We start from the raw sequence: 16,206 nt of genomic DNA on the forward strand, positions 1-16,206 counted from the left end.
TCATCAACAGACAACGCGATCGGGTCCTCCCGGTCGGCAGATCCACAACTATGCAAGAGAAGACGACGGTGGATGGCAGTCTCGAACAGAGCGAGGGTGGGTGGACGTTCGACGAGCAGGTCGCCGAGGAGTTCGACGCACACGTCCGGAAGTCGATCCCGCTCTACGAACAGGTCCAATCGCAGGTCGTCGATCTGGCCGACTGGTTCCTCCAATCAGAGGGCGAAGAGAAAGTCTACGATCTCGGCTGTGCGACGGGGACGACCATCGAACAGCTCGTCAATCGCTACGGGACGGAAGGGCCGCCATCGTTCATCGGCATCGACATCCAGGCCCCGATGCTGGATCGCGCGCGGGAACGCATCGGTGACTGCCCGAACGTCGATTTCCTGCAGGCCGACGTCTCCTCACATATGTCGTTCCCCGGGGCGTCGATGGTCATCAGCCTGTTCACGATGAGTTTCGTCCGCGAGGAGGACCGGCGAGAGCTCGTCCAGCAGATCTACGACGACCTCGAATACGGCGGCGCGTTCGTCTTCGCCGAGAAGACGCGGGCCCGGTCCTCGCAGTTCCAGGACATCTGGAACGAGGAGTACTGGGACTTCAAGGCCAGCCAGGGCCTTACCGAGGAGGAGATCATCGGGAAGGCGAAGACGCTCCGTGGGCAACTCCGGCCGCTGACCGTCGCCGAGTACGAGGATATCCTCACCGACGCGGGGTTCGACGTCGACCGGGACGTCGACATCTTCTTCAAGTGGTTCCCGTGGACCGGTTTCGTCGCACGGAAACGATGAGAGGCGACACGCTCTCCATAGGATGGACGGCGGGCCGCGCGGAGGTGGGGCAATGAGCACCCAGACCCCGTCGCTCGTCAGTCGGGCGTTCCACGTGCTCCGCAAGCGCGGGCCGCGCTCGCTCGCGAAACACGCCTGGTGGTACGCCGTCGGAGCGCTGACTGCCCTGTGGTGGCAACTACGGTACGACATCGACGTCGGCACCGGCCTGGAAGCGGCCGTCTCGGACGAACGGCCGGTGTTCGCAGACCTGTTCGCGAATCTACGGCGGGACGACGTCTTCTACGACGTGGGTGCACACGTCGGTATCTTCACCCGACCGGTCGCGGCGTACCTCACTGAGGGGACAGTCGTCGCCTTCGAACCGGGAGACGGAGCGTCCCAACTCAGAACGTCCACCGGAGAGCGCTCGAACGTCATTCTCTCGGAGACGGCCATCAGCCAGCAGGCAGGCGACGGCTACCACTCTCATCAAGGACGCGTCGGTCTGCTCGGCAACAGTGACGCGGCCGGATTCGAGACGGTCGACGCCCGCGACATCCTCGACGACGAGACGATTCCACTCCCGACTGTCGTCAAGATCGACGTGTTCGGAGCCGAACTCGACGTGGTCAAGGCGCTCGAAGAACTGCTGGCGCGCGAGGAGTGCCGTCTCGTCTACTTGGAGGCACACCTCCCGACGACGTTCCAGCGGAAGCGCCCCGACGACGTCTTCCAGGACTACCTCGACGCCTGGTCGCTCACCGACCTCGTCCGCGTGTTCTACGGCGCGGGGTTCGAGGTCGAACCGATCTACCTCCGACGCGACACCCACGACGTGTTCCTCAAGGCGTACAAAGCGGACGCAGAGTGAGCGCGGTTCGGTCGCGACGCCCCGTTCTCGCTCGCTTCGCTCGCAGGCTGCGACTCGTCTCGCTCAAATCTCCCTTGGCAATTTCTCTGATCAGTTCGTTCGCAGCAGAAATGCGCCGGCCGGGATTGTGAACCACGGTCGCAAATCGAAGATTTGCTCCCTGATTCAAATCCGGTCGAGTTGCATTTCCCTCACGGCTCGCTCGTCGCTACCGCTCCTCGCTCGCGGTGTTCGGGAAAATGCGCCGGCCGGGATTGTGAACTTCACTCGCTCCCCCCGGTCGCTCGCTAGTTCAAATCCCTCTGGACGATTTTCGCCTCACTTCGTTCGGCAGAAAATGCGCCGGCCGGGATTTGAACCCGGGCCATGAGCTTGGAAGGCTCAGGTCCTACCACTAGACCACCGGCGCTCGTCCGGATCGATCACCACGACCGCGCGGTGACGACCTTCACTCATCCGTTCCCGGTCCCCAAATAAGGGTGTTACCCTTTGGAGTCGTCGCTCGGCGTACTGGTTCCCAGCAGGGTACTGTGTTCGACAGGTCCGAACGAGAGAGGGTCATACTGTCGGACAGTATCAGTCGTCGTCGGCCGGTTCGGGATCGGCGGGTTCGATCGGCGGCGCGCGCGCCTCCTCGAACTCCGCGGCGGCGGCGCGGACGCGACCACGACCACCGGAACTCGGCACTTCGTCGGCGCCGACGGGGCCGGTCGCCCGGAGCGTCTTGAGATCACGCGGGAACTCCCGGAGGCCGTAGTGGATGTCGATGCCCGCCTGAGCGCCTTTGCCCATCGCGACCGGAATCTGATTGTGTCCGGGCGTGATGTCGCCGACGGCGTAGACGCCCTCGACGGTCGTCTCCATATTGTCGCTGACAACCACCGTGCCGTCGTCGTTCAGCTCGCAGCCCAACTGCTCTGCGAGCGCGTCGTTGTAGTTCGAACCGTACATCGGGAACCCGCCGCGGTACTGGCGGACGGTCCCGTCGTCGAACTCGAAGGCCTTCAGCCAGCCGTCGTCGCTCTTCTGCATCCCGGTGATCTCGGCCTCGACGATGCCGATCGGGTGCCCGCGGAGCTGTTCGTCGGTTTCGTCGCTCCACTCGGGCGCGTCGCCGCGGAGCAGGATATCCACGTCGTCGGTGAAGTTGAGCATAATCATCGCGACGTGGGCGGCCGCCTCGCCCGTCCCCATCACGTAGACCGGACGGTCGATGAACATATACGCGTCACAGTGGAGACAGTAGTGCAGTCCCTTGCCGGTCCGCGGTACGGGCGGGTCGGGGCGCTCGTCGTTGAATCCGACGCCGAGGACGACGCGGTCGGCGCGGAACTCCGCGTCGTTGCCGACGAGCCGGAAGCGACCGTCGTCGGTCCGTTCGGCCTCGACGATGAAGTCGCGGACGACGTCGGCGCCGTACGATTCGATCTGTTCCTGCGCCGTCTGGAGGAATTCGTTGCCCGAGGTGTGCTCGGGGACGCCGATGACGTTGTGCGTGTCCAGCATCATCGCTGCCCGGCCGCCCCCGCGGTCGACGACAACCGTATCGTGGCCCAGTCGGGTCGTGTACAGGGCGGTCTGGATACCCGCCGGACCGCCACCGACGACGACTACTTCGTAGTCGCGTACGTCCTCTGTCTCGCTCATTCGTCTCCTGATAGCGGTCGCTCCGACTTAAACGCAGAGTTCGAGTGCGCCGCGACCGACCACCCGCGAACCGTTCAAGAAGCGTCGGCCGGCCAGGACGGCTGCCGCCGCTCTCGGTCGCTATGCCGCCGCTGTCTCTGCTCCGAACAGCCCCCGAAACGACTCACGATTCGTGGCGGTCGCGCTCCCGCAGGCGCTTCACTGTCCGATAGCCGACGGCTCCGGCGGCGGCTCCGGCGACACCCGTTCCCACGAGTGCCGGCAGATTTCGGCCGGTACGAACCCTGCGGAGGCTCCCCGCTCCCTCCTGTGTGACTTCGAGGTCGTACTCGTGTTCGTCACCTGTCCGAATCGTCTCGGTCCGCGCCGCGTTCACGGACGCCCCGTCCGCGTCGGTCACCATCGCTGTCAGTTCGTACTCGGTGTCGGCGGTTCCGAACACGCTGATCCGGTAGGTCCCCGGTTCCGCTCCGTGCTGGCTCCGCACCCGCCCGTACTCGCCGCGACTTCGGTCCGTGTACACGCCGCGGATGCGTCCGATCTGGCTCCCGCCGGGACCGACGACGGTGAGATCGACGTCCTCTGAGGTCGCGACAACGAGCGTGAACGGGAACAGCGACTCTCGGACCCTCCTCTGGTCGACAGTGACGTGATCCATCGGCGTCGGCGCGGTGCGGTCGGCTGCGTCTTCGATCCGATCGTACCGACTGAACAGCATCCCCGTGTACTGGCCGTACTGATGCATCGAGACGGACTCGCCGTCGCGTTCGAACTCTAACCGCGGTGAGCGCCGCCGATACGCCGAGGCGGGGAGGTTGGGATCGTAGATCGGAACGACCACGCTGTCGCCGCGGTCCTCGAAGCCGTACGCCAGCACCTGATGTGAGAGCAGGGTGTTGTTGAAGAGGATGAGCGTCGCGGTCCCGAACCGCTCGATGACGTTCCCGACGTCCCGGAGGATGGCTTCCGTGTCGATCCAGTCACGATACAGGATCGCCTGCCGTGCGAGAAACGCCCGAAACCGGAGATACTGATCGGCCTGCCGCTGTACGATTTCGTCGTACACCGGGGCGATCGGTTCGTCGACCGGAACCGTCGGGACTTCGATCTCGCTCGCGCGCCGCCGGTCGACGGGGATGGTCTCCGGCCGCTCGAAGTACCGCTGGGCCGTCAGCGCCATCCCGTAGCAGTGACCGTTCGTTCCCGCCCGCTGTACCACTGCCGCGCGGAGTTGCGTGGCGACCGCACTCACCATCGCCCGCGAGAGTGCGCCGACGTCGAGTCCGAGGACGGCCCGAGCCTGTTCGACCCACTTCGTCCGGATCCGCTCGCGGATCTCCGCTTGTGTCGGGGCGGGCGGGGAGTCGAAGTACTGGTCTTTGACCCCCCAGTTCCGAAACCCGTAGCCGTGCTCTATCGGAGTGAACCCACCGGCGTCGCTCTCGGACTGGGCACGCGTGATTCCGGGGATCGCCCCCGCTGCAACGGGAGCGGTCAGTCCCGCAAGAAAGTCACGCCGTGTGACACGACGACCCATAGTAGACAGTACACAGGAACGAGTATATCTGTTCCCCCGCTCGCACCCGGTCACTCGCTCTCGCGCGCGGTTAGCTGTCGGACCGTGTCCTCGCTCCGGCCTCTACCACGGCGTAGCAGTTCCCGCTGGAGACGACGCTGTCGACGGTTTGCAGGTCGCTCGCGGCCAGGTCGGATTCGAACTCCGCCGGGTCGTAGATGTGGTAGTACCGAGGGACGCGCTCGCCACCGGGGAGCGTCCACTCGACGGTCGTATCGAACCCCGATGTCGCCTCGAATCGGTCGTGTGCGGTCGACCAGACGCTGACGATAGCGCGGCCGCCCGGTGCGAGCACGCGGGCCAACTCCGAGAGGCTCGCGACGCGCTGGTCCCGCGTGCGCAAGTGATGCAGCGTCGCGACGTAGACCGCGACGTCGACGACGCCGGATCGAAGCGGAAGCCCCGCTGCGTCTGCCTGCACGAGATGGAGCGAATCGTCGAATTCGTGGTCCTGTGCCCGCTCGCGAGCGGTCCCCAGGAGCCCGCGACTGGCGTCGGCGCCGACGACGCGTTCGACGTCGTCGGCTAGCAGCTCGGCGTGGCGACCGTTTCCACAGCCGAGGTCCAGCCCGACCCCCCCTGCGTCGTCGGCTGCCGATCGGACGCGCTCTAACGCCGGCGCGGCACCGTCGGCGAGCGCCGCTGCGTCGTCAGCGAGGTCGCCGCCCACGTCGCGGCCGAGAAACGCCGCCACTTCGGGCCACGGGTACTCCCGCGTCGACGCGAAGTGCTCTGCGATCCGGTCGTACGTCTCTGTGACCGGTTCGGGCGTCGCCGTCCGCTCGTCGTCCATACCAACGCGAGGCGGCGGGCACACAAAGCACCGACGGTCCGGTGGACAGGCAACGGCAGGTCGATTCAGAGAGTGATGCCCAGCGCACAGCGACGATCCGTCACTACCACTGTTACGCCGCCGCCATTGCCACTGCCACTGTTACGCCGCGATGTCCGTTTACAGCAGTGCGAAGACCACGTACGTCAGCGTCAGCAACACGGCCGCGTGCTTCAGCCCGTCCGCGACGCTCCCTTCTCCTAACTGTCCGGCGACGATGCCCGAACAGATGCCCTGGATCGCCGCCGTGTGGAAGAAGAGCAGTTCGTAGGCGTCCGTGTTGACCGTCTGGAAGCCGCCGAGGACGCCGGTGTCGACGCCGCCGATCTGGTTAGTCGAGCCCCCGGCGGACTGACTCGCGGCTTCGATCGCCGGGATGAACGAAACCGTCAGCGCGATGATGATCCCGAGGAAGACGAGAAACGAGACGTAGATGACGACGAGGTACGTCAGCATCTCCTGGCGACGCTCGCGCCGAAGCCGCCGGGTCTCTTGGGCCTCGTCGGCGGCGATGTGGAGTACCGGACTGATGTCGCCGCTTGCGGCCATCGCGTTCTTGATGAGTGTCACTGCACGCGACACCGTCGGCGTGCCCGTCCGCTGCTCTAACCCGGTGAGCGCTTCGCCGACGCTGGCGCCCCACTGGATGTCCCGCCACACCCGGCCGATCTCGTCGCCGAGCCGTCCGAGTTCGGCGTCCGAGAGCCGGTTCAGACAGCCGACGATGGTGACGCCCGCCTCGTTGATACTCGCCATCCGGTCGAGGAAGTCGGGCATCTCCGCCTCGATTGCGCGCAGCCGCCGTTTCTGGATCTCGTGTGCGAGGGCGATGCCACCGAGGACGAGAATCGTCGCCTGAACGATCGCCCCGTCGAGCAATTCGACGAGTCGCGTGAGCGCTCCCGGCGTACCCACCAGGATCCCGCCGACTGCCTCCAGTACGGCGCTGTCGATCGAGAGCCCGATGATCAGGAGTCCGACCGGACCGGTGAGAAGCAGCGTATACGTCGGGTTCCGAAGGAGCGTCCCGACGGGATTCGACAGCGTCTGTCGGACCGAGCCGATCTGATCGTAGACCGCAAGCCGTGCCCAGTTCTCGGCGTCCGCCCCGGTTCGGTCACGTACGGATCCGCCGTCGGTGACCTCGACGGCGTCGCTGTCTGCCTGTGTTGACCCGTCGTGGCGGCTCCCGCGTGCGCTGCCGACGTTCGTGGGATCGGTGTCCTCGCCGCCGCCTCCCGGGACGTTCAGGCCCTCGGTCATACTGTCGACGTAGACGACGAAGCCGAACGTCAAGAGCGGGATCGCGGCGTAGCCCACGAGTCGGACGAGCGTGAGTGTGTCCTGAATGACGAGGCCGACGACGACGAGGACGGTGATGAAAAAAAGCGGTCCGGCGACGAGGACGGTGACGTACACCTCCGCGAACGTCGAGAGGAGTTCCAGGTACTGTCGCTGTTGGGCTTCGGCCTCCTCCTGGAATCGCTCGTACTGTTCGCGCAGGAATGCTGAGACGCTCTGCCCCGACGAGAGGACGCTCGCGAGGTTTTCGGTGAACTCCTCGAGGTTCTCGCTCGGGGTCCGGCTCGCCGTGCTGTGTAACGCGGTCAGGATGTCAGTCCCGAAGGCGTTCATATCGCGAACGCTGACCCCGAGTTCTCGCGACGCCTCCCCGTAGACGTCCTGATTCTCCGAGAGCGTCCGCAACACCGCCTGGAACGGCATCCCGGACCGCGAGAGCGCGTACACGAAAGCGACCGTTCGGGGGAGGGTCGCGTCGATCTCGATGCCGCGAGCGCGGGCACGCTGATCGAGATACGTCCAGCGGCCCCAGTAGGTCCCGACCGCGAGTGCCGCCCCGACGGTCGCACTCGAAACGAACAACAACGCGAACAACTGGAGCAGCGAGAGGTCCGGGACGTTGACGATCGCCGCGAGAAAGCCCAGCGGTCCCGGGAGCGTCGATCTGATCACTTCGGGACTGACGGCGAGCGAGCGCAGTATCAGCGCCCCTAGATAGACGCCGTAGACGCTTCCGGCGATGCCCGCGACGGCCGCGACTAACAGCGTCTGGGAGGCGAACACGCGGTGGCTCTCGCCGACGAACGCGGCTCGCATCCGCTCGATCTGCTGCTGTCGCTTCGCGCTCGACTCGGCGACGTACCGCCCGAAGATCGGTAGCGCCAGCCGGGAGACGACGAGACGCGCCCGTGGGCTGAACGGCACGAGCGCGACCGGGAGCGCGAGCAGCGTTACGACGACGAGCGGCGCGTAGCCGAGCAGTTCAATCGCCGCCATCGACGCTCGCCTCCTCGCCGTGCAGGCCGTCGGCTCCGACGACGACGTCGGCGTGCTCGCCGGACGACTCCTCGGCGGCTTCGAGGCGGTCCATCACGCGCTCGGGGTTGGCGTAGTACTCGTTGACCAGCGCGGTGAACTCGCGGTAGTCGGTCGTATCCAACTCCGCGAGCAGTCGGATGAACCGCTCTCGGCGGTTCAGCTCGCGTTTCAGCTCGGTCCGGCTCCAGCCCCGCTCACGTTGGATCTCGTCGATGAGGTTCGAGTCCGACTGCCGGAACGCGTCCGCCTCCGGCTGCCAGGTGAACGCCCGCGAGTAGTCGAGTTCGCCGGTCCGCTGGTCGATCTCGCCGATTTCGCCGATCGCCTTCGAGCGGCGGACGCGCTCGCCACCGACGCGCGTGAGCGTCTGGACACAGAGGAGATCGAGCGACTGCACCATCGCACGCGGGACGTTGATCGGCTCGTTCTCCAGTCGGTTGATCACCGTTTCGATGCTGTCTGCGTGCATCGTCGAGAACGTCGTGTGACCCGTGTTCATCGCCTGAAACAGCGTCACGGCCTCGTTCCCACGGACCTCGCCGACGATGATGAACTCCGGGCGGTGCCGGAGCGCAGACCGCAGCAGGTCGTACATATCGATGTCGGCCCCCTCGTGAAGCCGCTCTCTGGTGACCGACGAGAGCCAGTTGTCGTGATACAGCGATAGCTCGCGGGTGTCCTCGATCGTCAGCACCTTCGCGCGCGGTGGGATGAACATCGAGACGGCATTCATCGACGTCGTCTTGCCCGAAGCGGTCCCGCCGGCGAAGATGAGGCTCTTGTTGTTCTCGATGCAGAGCCAGAGATACGCCATCTCCTCGACGGAGAACGTCCCGTAGTTGACGAGATCGACGGGCGTGAACGGCTCTTCTGCGTACTTTCGGATCGTGAACGCCGATCCGCGCGGTGTGACTTCCTCGCCGAGTGCGAGTTCGATCCGCGACCCGTCCGGGAGCGTCGTCCCGACGACGGGGTCGCCGACGCTGATGTGCCGCCCGGACTCCTGGGCGAGTCGGATCACGAAGTCGTCGAGGTCTTCAGAGCCGAAGACGACGTTCGTCTCCACGTCGGTGTACTCGTCGTGGTAGACGAAGATCGGGAGGTCGTAGCCGTCACAGGAGATGTCCTCGATGTGGGGGTCGTGCATCAGGGGATCGATGCGGCCGAACCCCCGGAAGTCGCGAGCCAGGTAGTACAGCAACGTGTGGAACGTCAGCATCGACACGTCGACGCCGTACCGTTCCAGCAGTTCCTTGAGCTCGTCTCGGAGCGTCTCCTCTGCGGTCGGTTCCTCGTCGGTGCGGTACAGGAGCGGGTCCCTGATGTCGACTCGGGCGCGCGCGAGGAGCTCGGCCTCGAACTCGTCGAGTTCGGGTTCGATCGCGTAGTAGTAGTGCTCGCTGTCCTCGTCGTCGTAGGTGATGACGACGTAGGCGTACGGCGCGTTCACCCAGTAGCGGTCGACGATCTCCTCGCCGGCGGGCGTGTCGAATGCAGCGAAGTTGCCGTCTTCCGGGCGGTACGGACGGACGTCGATCGACGATCCTCGCAGGACGTCGATAGCGCGCTGGATCCGCTCTCGCAGGTCGCCGACGGCTCCCTCGGAGTCGTCCGTCAGCGCCTCGACGGTCGCAGCGAGCGAACCGCCGTCCGCTCGGAGTGGCGCGTCGCTCTCGCCGTTCTGTACGCTGCCGGAATCGTCTCCGGTACGCCCGCCGGTTGGAGAGGCGGTTCGCTCGTGGGTCGTGTGTGCCCCCGCACTTCGATTCGAGTCTGGGTCCCCCATAGCTGCGTGGTTTCGCGTGTGCCGACTCTTTCAGGCGAAGCGACTTATACTGTCGGCCGTGCGGATGGGCGGTCTGCGATCGGAGGCGGGAGGCCTCAACAGTCGCATTCGAGGTCTGCAATCTCGAACCGTGCCCCGCCATCCTCGCTGGGGGTTGCGCGTACCTCCCCTCCGTGGGCCTCTATGATGCTCTCTACGATCGCGAGGCCAAAGCCCGTACCGGTCCGCTGTGTCGAGTATCCGCTCTCGAACACTCGATCGTCGTCTCCCGCGTCGAAGCCGGCTCCGTCGTCGGCGACGTACAGCCCGTCTTCGTCCGGGAGCGCACCGACAGTGACGGTGACACCGTCGCCAGCGTGTTCGATCGCGTTCCGGAACAGGTTCTCGAACGCCCGGCGGAGCTGGCTTCGATCCCCACAGATTCGCGCGCTCGTCTGTAATTCGAGCCGTGCTTCCTCTGTCTGCACGTTTCGCCAGCACTGGGTGACAACGCGCTCGATCTCGATCGGTTCGATGCTGTCGACGAGATCGTCCGTGTGCGCAAGTGCCAGCAGGTCGTCGATGAGCCGCTCCATCCGATCGAGCGCGCGATCGGCGCGCCCCAGGTGGTCGCTGTCACACTCCTCTTTTGCGAGTTCGAGGCTGAGGCTCGCCACGTTCAACGGATTTCGAAGGTCGTGTGAGACCACGCTAGAGAAATTGTCGAGTCGGTCGCGCTCCCGCTGGAGCGCTCGTTCACGTTCGGTCTGCGTCGTGACGTCGGTGTTCGAGAAGACGATGCTCTCGACCTCGCCGTCGTCGTCGAACAGCGGTGCGCCGTTGATCTCGACGACGCGACGCTCCCCGTCGGGCCACACGATGGTGTGTCGGTATCCTTCGATCCGTTCGCCCGACTGCAGCACCTGCTGGAAGGGCAACTCCTCGTCGGGGATCGGATCGCCGTCGAGATCTCTGATCTCCCACTTCGGGTCGTTGTACGTCCGCTCGGTCACCTCGTTCGGCTCGAACCCCAGGTTCGACTGCGCGCGTTCGTTCGCAAAGACGATCTCGCCGTCGCGGTTGACCCGCGTGATCGCCGTCGGCACGGTCTTCATCACCTGCTGCAGTCGCTGGTGGTGCTCTTTCGCCGCTCGCTCGGACTCGTAGGCCGACACCGCGTTGCGGACGCGGTTGGCCAGTAACTCGAACCGCTCTGGGGTCGTCCCCTTCTGCAAGTAGTCGGTGACGCCGGCCGCGATCGCGTCGCTGGCGATCGTCTCCGAGCCCTGACTGGTAAACAGCACGAACGGGAGGTCCGGATACTCCGACCGGACGGTCCGGAGCAACTCGATTCCGTCCTGGCTCGGGAGGTCGTAGTCAGAGACAATGCAGTCGACGTCCGCATCGAGCCGGTCGAGCGCAGCGTCGGCGCCGGCGGCAGCCGTCACCGTGAACGAGTTCTGTTGGCGCTCCAGGAACGTCTCGGTGAGCTCTCTGAACTGCGGATCGGGTTCGACGTGTAACACGCAGACTGCATCCGCTCCCGACTCACTCATTACCTCAACCATCCGAACAGTGACTATTTGCCGTTTTCGTTTCGCCCGGCCGACACCAGGCGAGCGTTCCGAACACAGGCTGCTACTCCCGATCGACGGTCAGCAGCACGCCGCCGAATAGGAGCAAGAAGACGACGCCGATCGGCAGCGGGACGCCGGGGAAGCCGCGCGTCGCGAGCAGGTACGTCGCGCCCGCGAGCACGACGCCCGAGAGCGCCAGGAGGCCGCCGAGCAATCGAACTGGGTCGAGGGGGCCCGATTCCACGCGCGCCTCGTCGTGATAGTACGCGGCGGCGACGACGACCGCTATGGCGAGGACGGCCGCACCGACCGCCCAGACCTGATACGCCGCCTGGATCGTCTGTCCGGCCTGAAACGCCACCGCCGAGAGCGGATCCGAGACGCTGACGCGACGGGCGACAGGCACGCCGAACGCGTAGCGGATCTGGAAGAACGGGAAGCGAACGAACAGCACCGAGCCGCCGGAGACGCCGCTGGAGTACGTGACGTTCCAGGGCACGAGCGCGGCTAACCACGTCGAGACGACCGCCAGCGCCCCCGCGTACTCCGAACGTACCCACACCATACGTGGTCCGCGTCGTCGGCTCTGTAAAAGCTACCGGACGGACGCCGCGGACGTCGCTCGCTCGTCGCCGCTCCGAACTACTCGCTCAGGCCGAACAGATCGAACGGGTAGCCGTTGTCGTTCTCCGTGGCGTGCTCGTAAACGATGTGGGCGGCCGCGACGTCCTGGATCGCGAGTCCCGTCGAGTCGAAGACGGAGATCCCGTCTGCTGCGGTTCGGCCGGGTTTCTTTTCGGTGACGATCTCGCCGACGGAGCCGTAGATGTCGTCGTCGTCGAGGACGCCCTCGCTCCAAGGGACATTGATTTCCCCCGAGTGAGTCGTCTGCTCGTAGTCATCGATGACTAGCTTCGAATCGAGGAGGATCTCGTCGTCGAGTTCGTGTTTCCCCTCGGCGTCGGCACCCATCGCGTTGATGTGGGTGTGGTCGCCGACGGCGTCGCGGGAGACGATCGGCGACTCGACCGGGGTGACCGTCGAGAGCACGTCGCAGGACGCGGCGTCCTCGATCGATCCCGCGCGGACGTCGAACTCGTCCTCGAAGGCGTCGATGAAATCGGCGACGCGCTCCTCGTCGAGGTCGGAGATCACGACCGTCTCGATGTCACGCACCTGCGAGATGGCGCGCAACTGTGTGTAAGACTGGACGCCCGCGCCGACGATTCCGAGCGACGTGGCGTCGGGAACGGCGAGGTGGTCGGTCGCGACAGCGGCCGCCGCGCCGGTCCGGAGCATCGTGAGCTCTCGGCCGTCCATCACTGCGAGCGGGACGGCGGTCTCGGGATCGGAGTAGATCATCGTCCCCAGCACCGTCGGGAGGTCGAACTTCTCGGGGTTGTCCGGGTGGACGTTCACCCACTTGATGCCCGCGGCGTCCCACGTGCCTGCGTCCAGATACGCCGGCATCGACCGGAAATCGCCGTTGTACGCCGGGAGATCGATGTAGGACTTCGGCGGCATCTGTGCGTCGCCGCGCTCGAAGGCGGCGAACGCGTCCTCGATGGCGGGGACGAGCTCCGCCATCGCGGCGTTCTCGCGGACGTCGGTACCGTTCAACAGAAGCGTCTCCATACTTGCGCTTCGAAGTGTCCGCACTTAATTCATACTATAATCGAATCAGAATCTGATTTAGAGGGAAAATACAGATTTTACTACAACCTATATGCTATTCGCCGAATTGGACGACGGAATATCACCTGACGACGGAACGTGGGTCCGGGCTCACACGCCTTGGTTCGTGGGCCGCGTTGCGGTGGCTCCGAATGCGCCGCGATCGGGCCGCCACAAGTGGATCCGCCACGATGGACTGATTCGGGAATAGGGGCCGAGCGCGACGGCGTCGAGCGAGCGACGCACGAGTAAGCAGAAGTTCGACGATCGACACAAGAATAAGCAGAAGATAGACGATCGAGAGATCGGCTGCGGACCGCGTCAGCCGACGGTGAGACAGCGATGCTCGGTGTGTCGGGGGGTGGTGGGTGTCCTCAGACGGACGTCACATCGCGCCGCCCATTCCACCCATTCCGCCCATACCGCCCATTCCGCCACCGGGGGCGCCGCCTTCCTCGTCGCCGTCGCCGCTGGTGCTCAGTTCGTCGGCGGCGATGATGTCGTCGATCTTGAGGACGAGGTTCGCGGCCTCGGTGGCAGACGAGAGCGCCTGCTCTTTGGCGTGTGCGGGCTCGACGACGCCGGCCTCGAAGGTGTCCTCGACGTCGCCGCTGAAGACGTTCAGGCCGGCGCGGACGTCGCCGTCCTCGTGGGCCTCACGGAGCTTGACGAGCGTGTCAATGGAGTCGAGTCCGGCGTTCTCCGCGAGGACGCGCGGGACGAGTTCGAGCGCGTCGGCGAAGGCTTCGACGGCGAGCTGTTCGCGGCCGCCGACGGAGCCGGCGTAGCTGCGGAGCCGACGAGCGACTTCGACCTCGATGGCACCGCCGCCCGCGACGACGCGGCCGTCGGAGACCGTCGTCGAGACGACGTCGAGAGCGTCCGTGACGCCGCGTTCGATCTCGTCGACGACGTGATCGGTGGAGCCGCGAAGCAGCAGCGTGACGCCGTGGGCCTCGTCGCCGAGTCCTTCGACGTAGAACAGTTCGTCCTCGCCGTCACGGCTGACCGAGCCGTAGCCGAGATCGTCTTCGGTGAGGCTGTCGAGGTCGGAGACGACGTTGCCGCCGACGACGTCGCGGAGGAACGCGATGTCGGACTTCTTCGTCCGGCGGACCGCGAGGATGCCCTCCTTCGCGAGGTAGTGCTGTGCGAGGTCGTCGATGCCCTTCTGACAGAAGACGACGTCGGCACCGGAGTCGACGATCTGCTGGACCTTCTGTTTGAGCTCTTTTTCCTCCTGATCGAGGAACTTCTGGAGCTGGTCGGGCGATTCGATGTTGACCTGCGTGTCGACGTCGGTCTCTTCGACCTCGATCGGCTCGTTGAGGAGCAGGACGCTCGCCTCGTCGAACGACGAGGGCATATCGTCGTGGACGGGGTCCTTGTCGATGACTGCGCCGTTGAGCAGTTCGGAGTCACCGGTCGAGCGACCGGTCTGTGTCTCGATGTTCGCGTTCGCCAGGTCGACGATGTAGGAGCCGTCGTCGGCTTCGACCGTCACGGCCTCGACGGTCTCGACGATGAGCTGTGCGAGGAGGTCCTTGCTGAGCTCGGAGCTCTTGCCGGTCATCGAGGTCTCGGCGACCTTCTGCAGGAGCTCGGTGTCGTCGGGCTCGACCGACTCGGCGATGTCGTCGACTGCAGAGCGCGCTTCCTGGCTCGCGAGGTGGAAGCCCTTGATGATCGCCGTCGGGTGGATGTCCTGATCGAGGAGGTCCTCGGCGTTCTTCAGGAGTTCACCCGCGATCGCGACGGCGGTCGTCGTGCCGTCGCCGGCCTCGTCTTCCTGGGTCTCGGCGACTTCGACGATCATCTCGGCCGTCGGGTTGTCGATGTCCATCTCCTGGAGGATGGTGACGCCGTCGTTCGTGATGGTGACGTCTCCCATCGAATCGACGAGCATCTTGTCCATCCCTTTCGGGCCGAGTGTCGATCGTACGGCTTCAGCGACGGCACGAGCGGCCTGAATGTTGTACTCCTGCGCGTCGCGGTCCTTGACGCGCTGGGCGTCCTCGCCCATAATGATCATCGGCTGACCCTGCTGCATTCGCTGACTCATAGACATCGTTCGATTGTTTGTGATTCTATATAAAAACTTCGCTATCGGGTTCTCACTGTCCGGCGAACGCATCTCCCGAGAACCGTCGCATCGAGGCCAGATGGCTACTATCAGCCGATGTTTGTGTGTGGGAAAGTGTCACATAATACTGTTCGAATCCAGGTGTCCGACGGTTATTTATATACTTCTTCACGCCCCCGCTGAGCGGGCTATTTTCGCACGGCTTTGGCTCCCGACGCTGTCTCCCGTCGTCATACTTCTTGCGGGCTTTAGGCGTTTCGTGCGCGACGCGAGTGCGAAGCCACTGCGTGGGCATCACTTGCCGCGCGTTCGTAGTGGGTCGCCTCCGCCGTGACAGCGATAATCCCGTACCTGAAAAGAAGTCCTCGTTGCTCATAGGGATTATCGTAACTGTTCGGAGATTCTCGCCGTATCGTCCGGCGAGAAATCTATGGAGACCTACGATAGTCCCTATCACTCCCTGTCTGGCAGTTCGTCGGCGACAAACGGCCGATCGCTCGACGGCTCGAACGGGGGGAGATCCTCGTCGGTTTCGAGCGCTTCGATCTCCTCATCGTAGAGTTCTTCTTGGAGCTGGTTGCGCTTGTTCCGCCCCTTTCGCTCCCGTCCAGATTTCGTGTCAGGCATTGTCAACCGTGTTGATGTCTCCCACAGTGATTAACTTTGTGCCTGTGCCAATTAGTACCACACAACTCCCGGACGCGGCGGTGAACGCCGGACAGATCACTCTCGGACGTTGGATCGCAGGAAAAACGCCGGGACAGGGATTTGAACCCTGGATCCCAGAGGGAACACGCTTTCCAGGCGTGCGCCTTACCACTCGGCCATCCCGGCTCGGTCTGAGGTAGCCTACTGAGTCGTTTAAGTCCTTCCCTTCGCCGCCAACCGGGGTTCGGCGACGTAGGACGCGGCGGTCACGACGCCGCCGACGAGGAGGGCGACCCCGGACGCCGTGAGGAAGTCCAATCCCAGCGCTCCGACGAGCAGCCGGTAGCCCTGGACGAGAACGAGAAACGCGAGCGTCCCGACGAGCCCCCACAGTAGTGCCGACGCAGTTCGGTTCAC

Annotated in this window: 13 protein-coding genes and 2 tRNA genes; 2 read left to right on the forward strand and 13 right to left on the reverse strand. The window is 64.8% G+C overall.

The genetic code is table 11. From position 1 onward, the window contains the following. Positions 1-50: 50 nt before the first annotated feature. The gene (locus tag NO362_RS05310) at positions 51-794 is read left to right on the forward strand and encodes a methyltransferase domain-containing protein (protein WP_256287784.1); all 744 of its coding nucleotides are present in this window, start codon (positions 51-53) and stop codon (positions 792-794) included. A 52-nt stretch (positions 795-846) separates the two neighbouring features. Continuing rightward, complete coding sequence (locus NO362_RS05315) at positions 847-1,647, forward strand: FkbM family methyltransferase (protein ID WP_256546391.1); 801 nt, start codon at positions 847-849, stop codon at positions 1,645-1,647. 338 nt (positions 1,648-1,985) lie between these two features. Here the strand turns inward: NO362_RS05315 and NO362_RS05320 are convergent. The 13 genes from NO362_RS05320 to NO362_RS05380 form a co-directional block, all read right to left on the reverse strand. Beyond that, positions 1,986-2,056, reverse strand: a tRNA-Gly gene (locus tag NO362_RS05320). Between the two features lie 167 nt (positions 2,057-2,223). Then, the gene (locus NO362_RS05325; RefSeq protein ID WP_256546392.1) at positions 2,224-3,294 is read right to left on the reverse strand and encodes an NAD(P)/FAD-dependent oxidoreductase; all 1,071 of its coding nucleotides are present in this window, start codon (positions 3,292-3,294) and stop codon (positions 2,224-2,226) included. A 163-nt stretch (positions 3,295-3,457) separates the two neighbouring features. Beyond that, positions 3,458-4,831, reverse strand: coding sequence for a hypothetical protein (locus NO362_RS05330; protein WP_256546393.1), 1,374 nt, complete (start codon positions 4,829-4,831; stop codon positions 3,458-3,460). A gap of 70 nt (positions 4,832-4,901) precedes the next feature. Next, positions 4,902-5,663 carry a class I SAM-dependent methyltransferase gene (locus tag NO362_RS05335; protein WP_256546394.1) on the reverse strand — a complete coding sequence of 254 codons (762 nt, stop codon included), beginning with the start codon at positions 5,661-5,663 and terminating at the stop codon, positions 4,902-4,904. A gap of 159 nt (positions 5,664-5,822) precedes the next feature. Further along, positions 5,823-8,000 (reverse strand): type II secretion system F family protein, encoded by a 2,178-nt coding sequence (locus NO362_RS05340; protein WP_256546395.1) that lies wholly within the window; start codon positions 7,998-8,000, stop codon positions 5,823-5,825. Continuing rightward, entirely contained in the window at positions 7,987-9,828 is a 1,842-nt protein-coding gene (locus NO362_RS05345; RefSeq protein WP_256546396.1) for a type II/IV secretion system ATPase subunit, read from the reverse strand. Before NO362_RS05345 ends, NO362_RS05340 begins: the two co-directional genes overlap by 14 nt. A gap of 95 nt (positions 9,829-9,923) precedes the next feature. Next, complete coding sequence (locus NO362_RS05350; protein WP_256546397.1) at positions 9,924-11,363, reverse strand: receiver/sensor box histidine kinase; 1,440 nt, start codon at positions 11,361-11,363, stop codon at positions 9,924-9,926. Between the two features lie 82 nt (positions 11,364-11,445). Further along, positions 11,446-11,949 carry a DUF7549 family protein gene (locus tag NO362_RS05355; RefSeq protein WP_256546398.1) on the reverse strand — a complete coding sequence of 168 codons (504 nt, stop codon included), beginning with the start codon at positions 11,947-11,949 and terminating at the stop codon, positions 11,446-11,448. A gap of 77 nt (positions 11,950-12,026) precedes the next feature. Then, a complete protein-coding gene (locus NO362_RS05360) occupies positions 12,027-13,019 on the reverse strand; it encodes an ornithine cyclodeaminase family protein (RefSeq protein WP_256287793.1) in 993 nt (330 codons plus the stop codon). A 424-nt stretch (positions 13,020-13,443) separates the two neighbouring features. Next, positions 13,444-15,090 carry a thermosome subunit beta gene (gene thsB / locus NO362_RS05365; RefSeq protein WP_256288405.1) on the reverse strand — a complete coding sequence of 549 codons (1,647 nt, stop codon included), beginning with the start codon at positions 15,088-15,090 and terminating at the stop codon, positions 13,444-13,446. Positions 15,091-15,594: 504 nt separating this feature from the next. Beyond that, positions 15,595-15,768 carry a hypothetical protein gene (locus NO362_RS05370; RefSeq protein ID WP_199723018.1) on the reverse strand — a complete coding sequence of 58 codons (174 nt, stop codon included), beginning with the start codon at positions 15,766-15,768 and terminating at the stop codon, positions 15,595-15,597. A gap of 126 nt (positions 15,769-15,894) precedes the next feature. Further along, positions 15,895-15,975 (reverse strand) — tRNA-Ser (locus tag NO362_RS05375). A gap of 27 nt (positions 15,976-16,002) precedes the next feature. After that, positions 16,003-16,206, reverse strand: coding sequence for a DUF7981 family protein (locus tag NO362_RS05380; protein WP_121568952.1), 204 nt, complete (start codon positions 16,204-16,206; stop codon positions 16,003-16,005).

The sequence above is a fragment of the Halobellus inordinatus genome (assembly GCF_024498335.1).
GTDB lineage: Archaea > Halobacteriota > Halobacteria > Halobacteriales > Haloferacaceae > Haloquadratum > Haloquadratum inordinatus.

What these genes read in the sequence shown, in the direction of transcription:
- NO362_RS05310 (WP_256287784.1), top strand. Translation starts at nt 51, where the DNA reads ATGCAAGAGAAGACGACGGTGGATGGCAGTCTCGAACAGAGCGAGGGT.
- NO362_RS05315 (WP_256546391.1), top strand. Translation starts at nt 847, where the DNA reads ATGAGCACCCAGACCCCGTCGCTCGTCAGTCGGGCGTTCCACGTGCTC.
- NO362_RS05325 (WP_256546392.1), bottom strand. Translation starts at nt 3,294, where the DNA reads ATGAGCGAGACAGAGGACGTACGCGACTACGAAGTAGTCGTCGTCGGT.
- NO362_RS05330 (WP_256546393.1), bottom strand. Translation starts at nt 4,831, where the DNA reads ATGGGTCGTCGTGTCACACGGCGTGACTTTCTTGCGGGACTGACCGCT.
- NO362_RS05335 (WP_256546394.1), bottom strand. Translation starts at nt 5,663, where the DNA reads ATGGACGACGAGCGGACGGCGACGCCCGAACCGGTCACAGAGACGTAC.
- NO362_RS05340 (WP_256546395.1), bottom strand. Translation starts at nt 8,000, where the DNA reads ATGGCGGCGATTGAACTGCTCGGCTACGCGCCGCTCGTCGTCGTAACG.
- NO362_RS05345 (WP_256546396.1), bottom strand. Translation starts at nt 9,828, where the DNA reads ATGGGGGACCCAGACTCGAATCGAAGTGCGGGGGCACACACGACCCAC.
- NO362_RS05350 (WP_256546397.1), bottom strand. Translation starts at nt 11,363, where the DNA reads ATGAGTGAGTCGGGAGCGGATGCAGTCTGCGTGTTACACGTCGAACCC.
- NO362_RS05355 (WP_256546398.1), bottom strand. Translation starts at nt 11,949, where the DNA reads ATGGTGTGGGTACGTTCGGAGTACGCGGGGGCGCTGGCGGTCGTCTCG.
- NO362_RS05360 (WP_256287793.1), bottom strand. Translation starts at nt 13,019, where the DNA reads ATGGAGACGCTTCTGTTGAACGGTACCGACGTCCGCGAGAACGCCGCG.
- thsB (WP_256288405.1), bottom strand. Translation starts at nt 15,090, where the DNA reads ATGATCATTATGGGCGAGGACGCCCAGCGCGTCAAGGACCGCGACGCG.
- NO362_RS05370 (WP_199723018.1), bottom strand. Translation starts at nt 15,768, where the DNA reads ATGCCTGACACGAAATCTGGACGGGAGCGAAAGGGGCGGAACAAGCGC.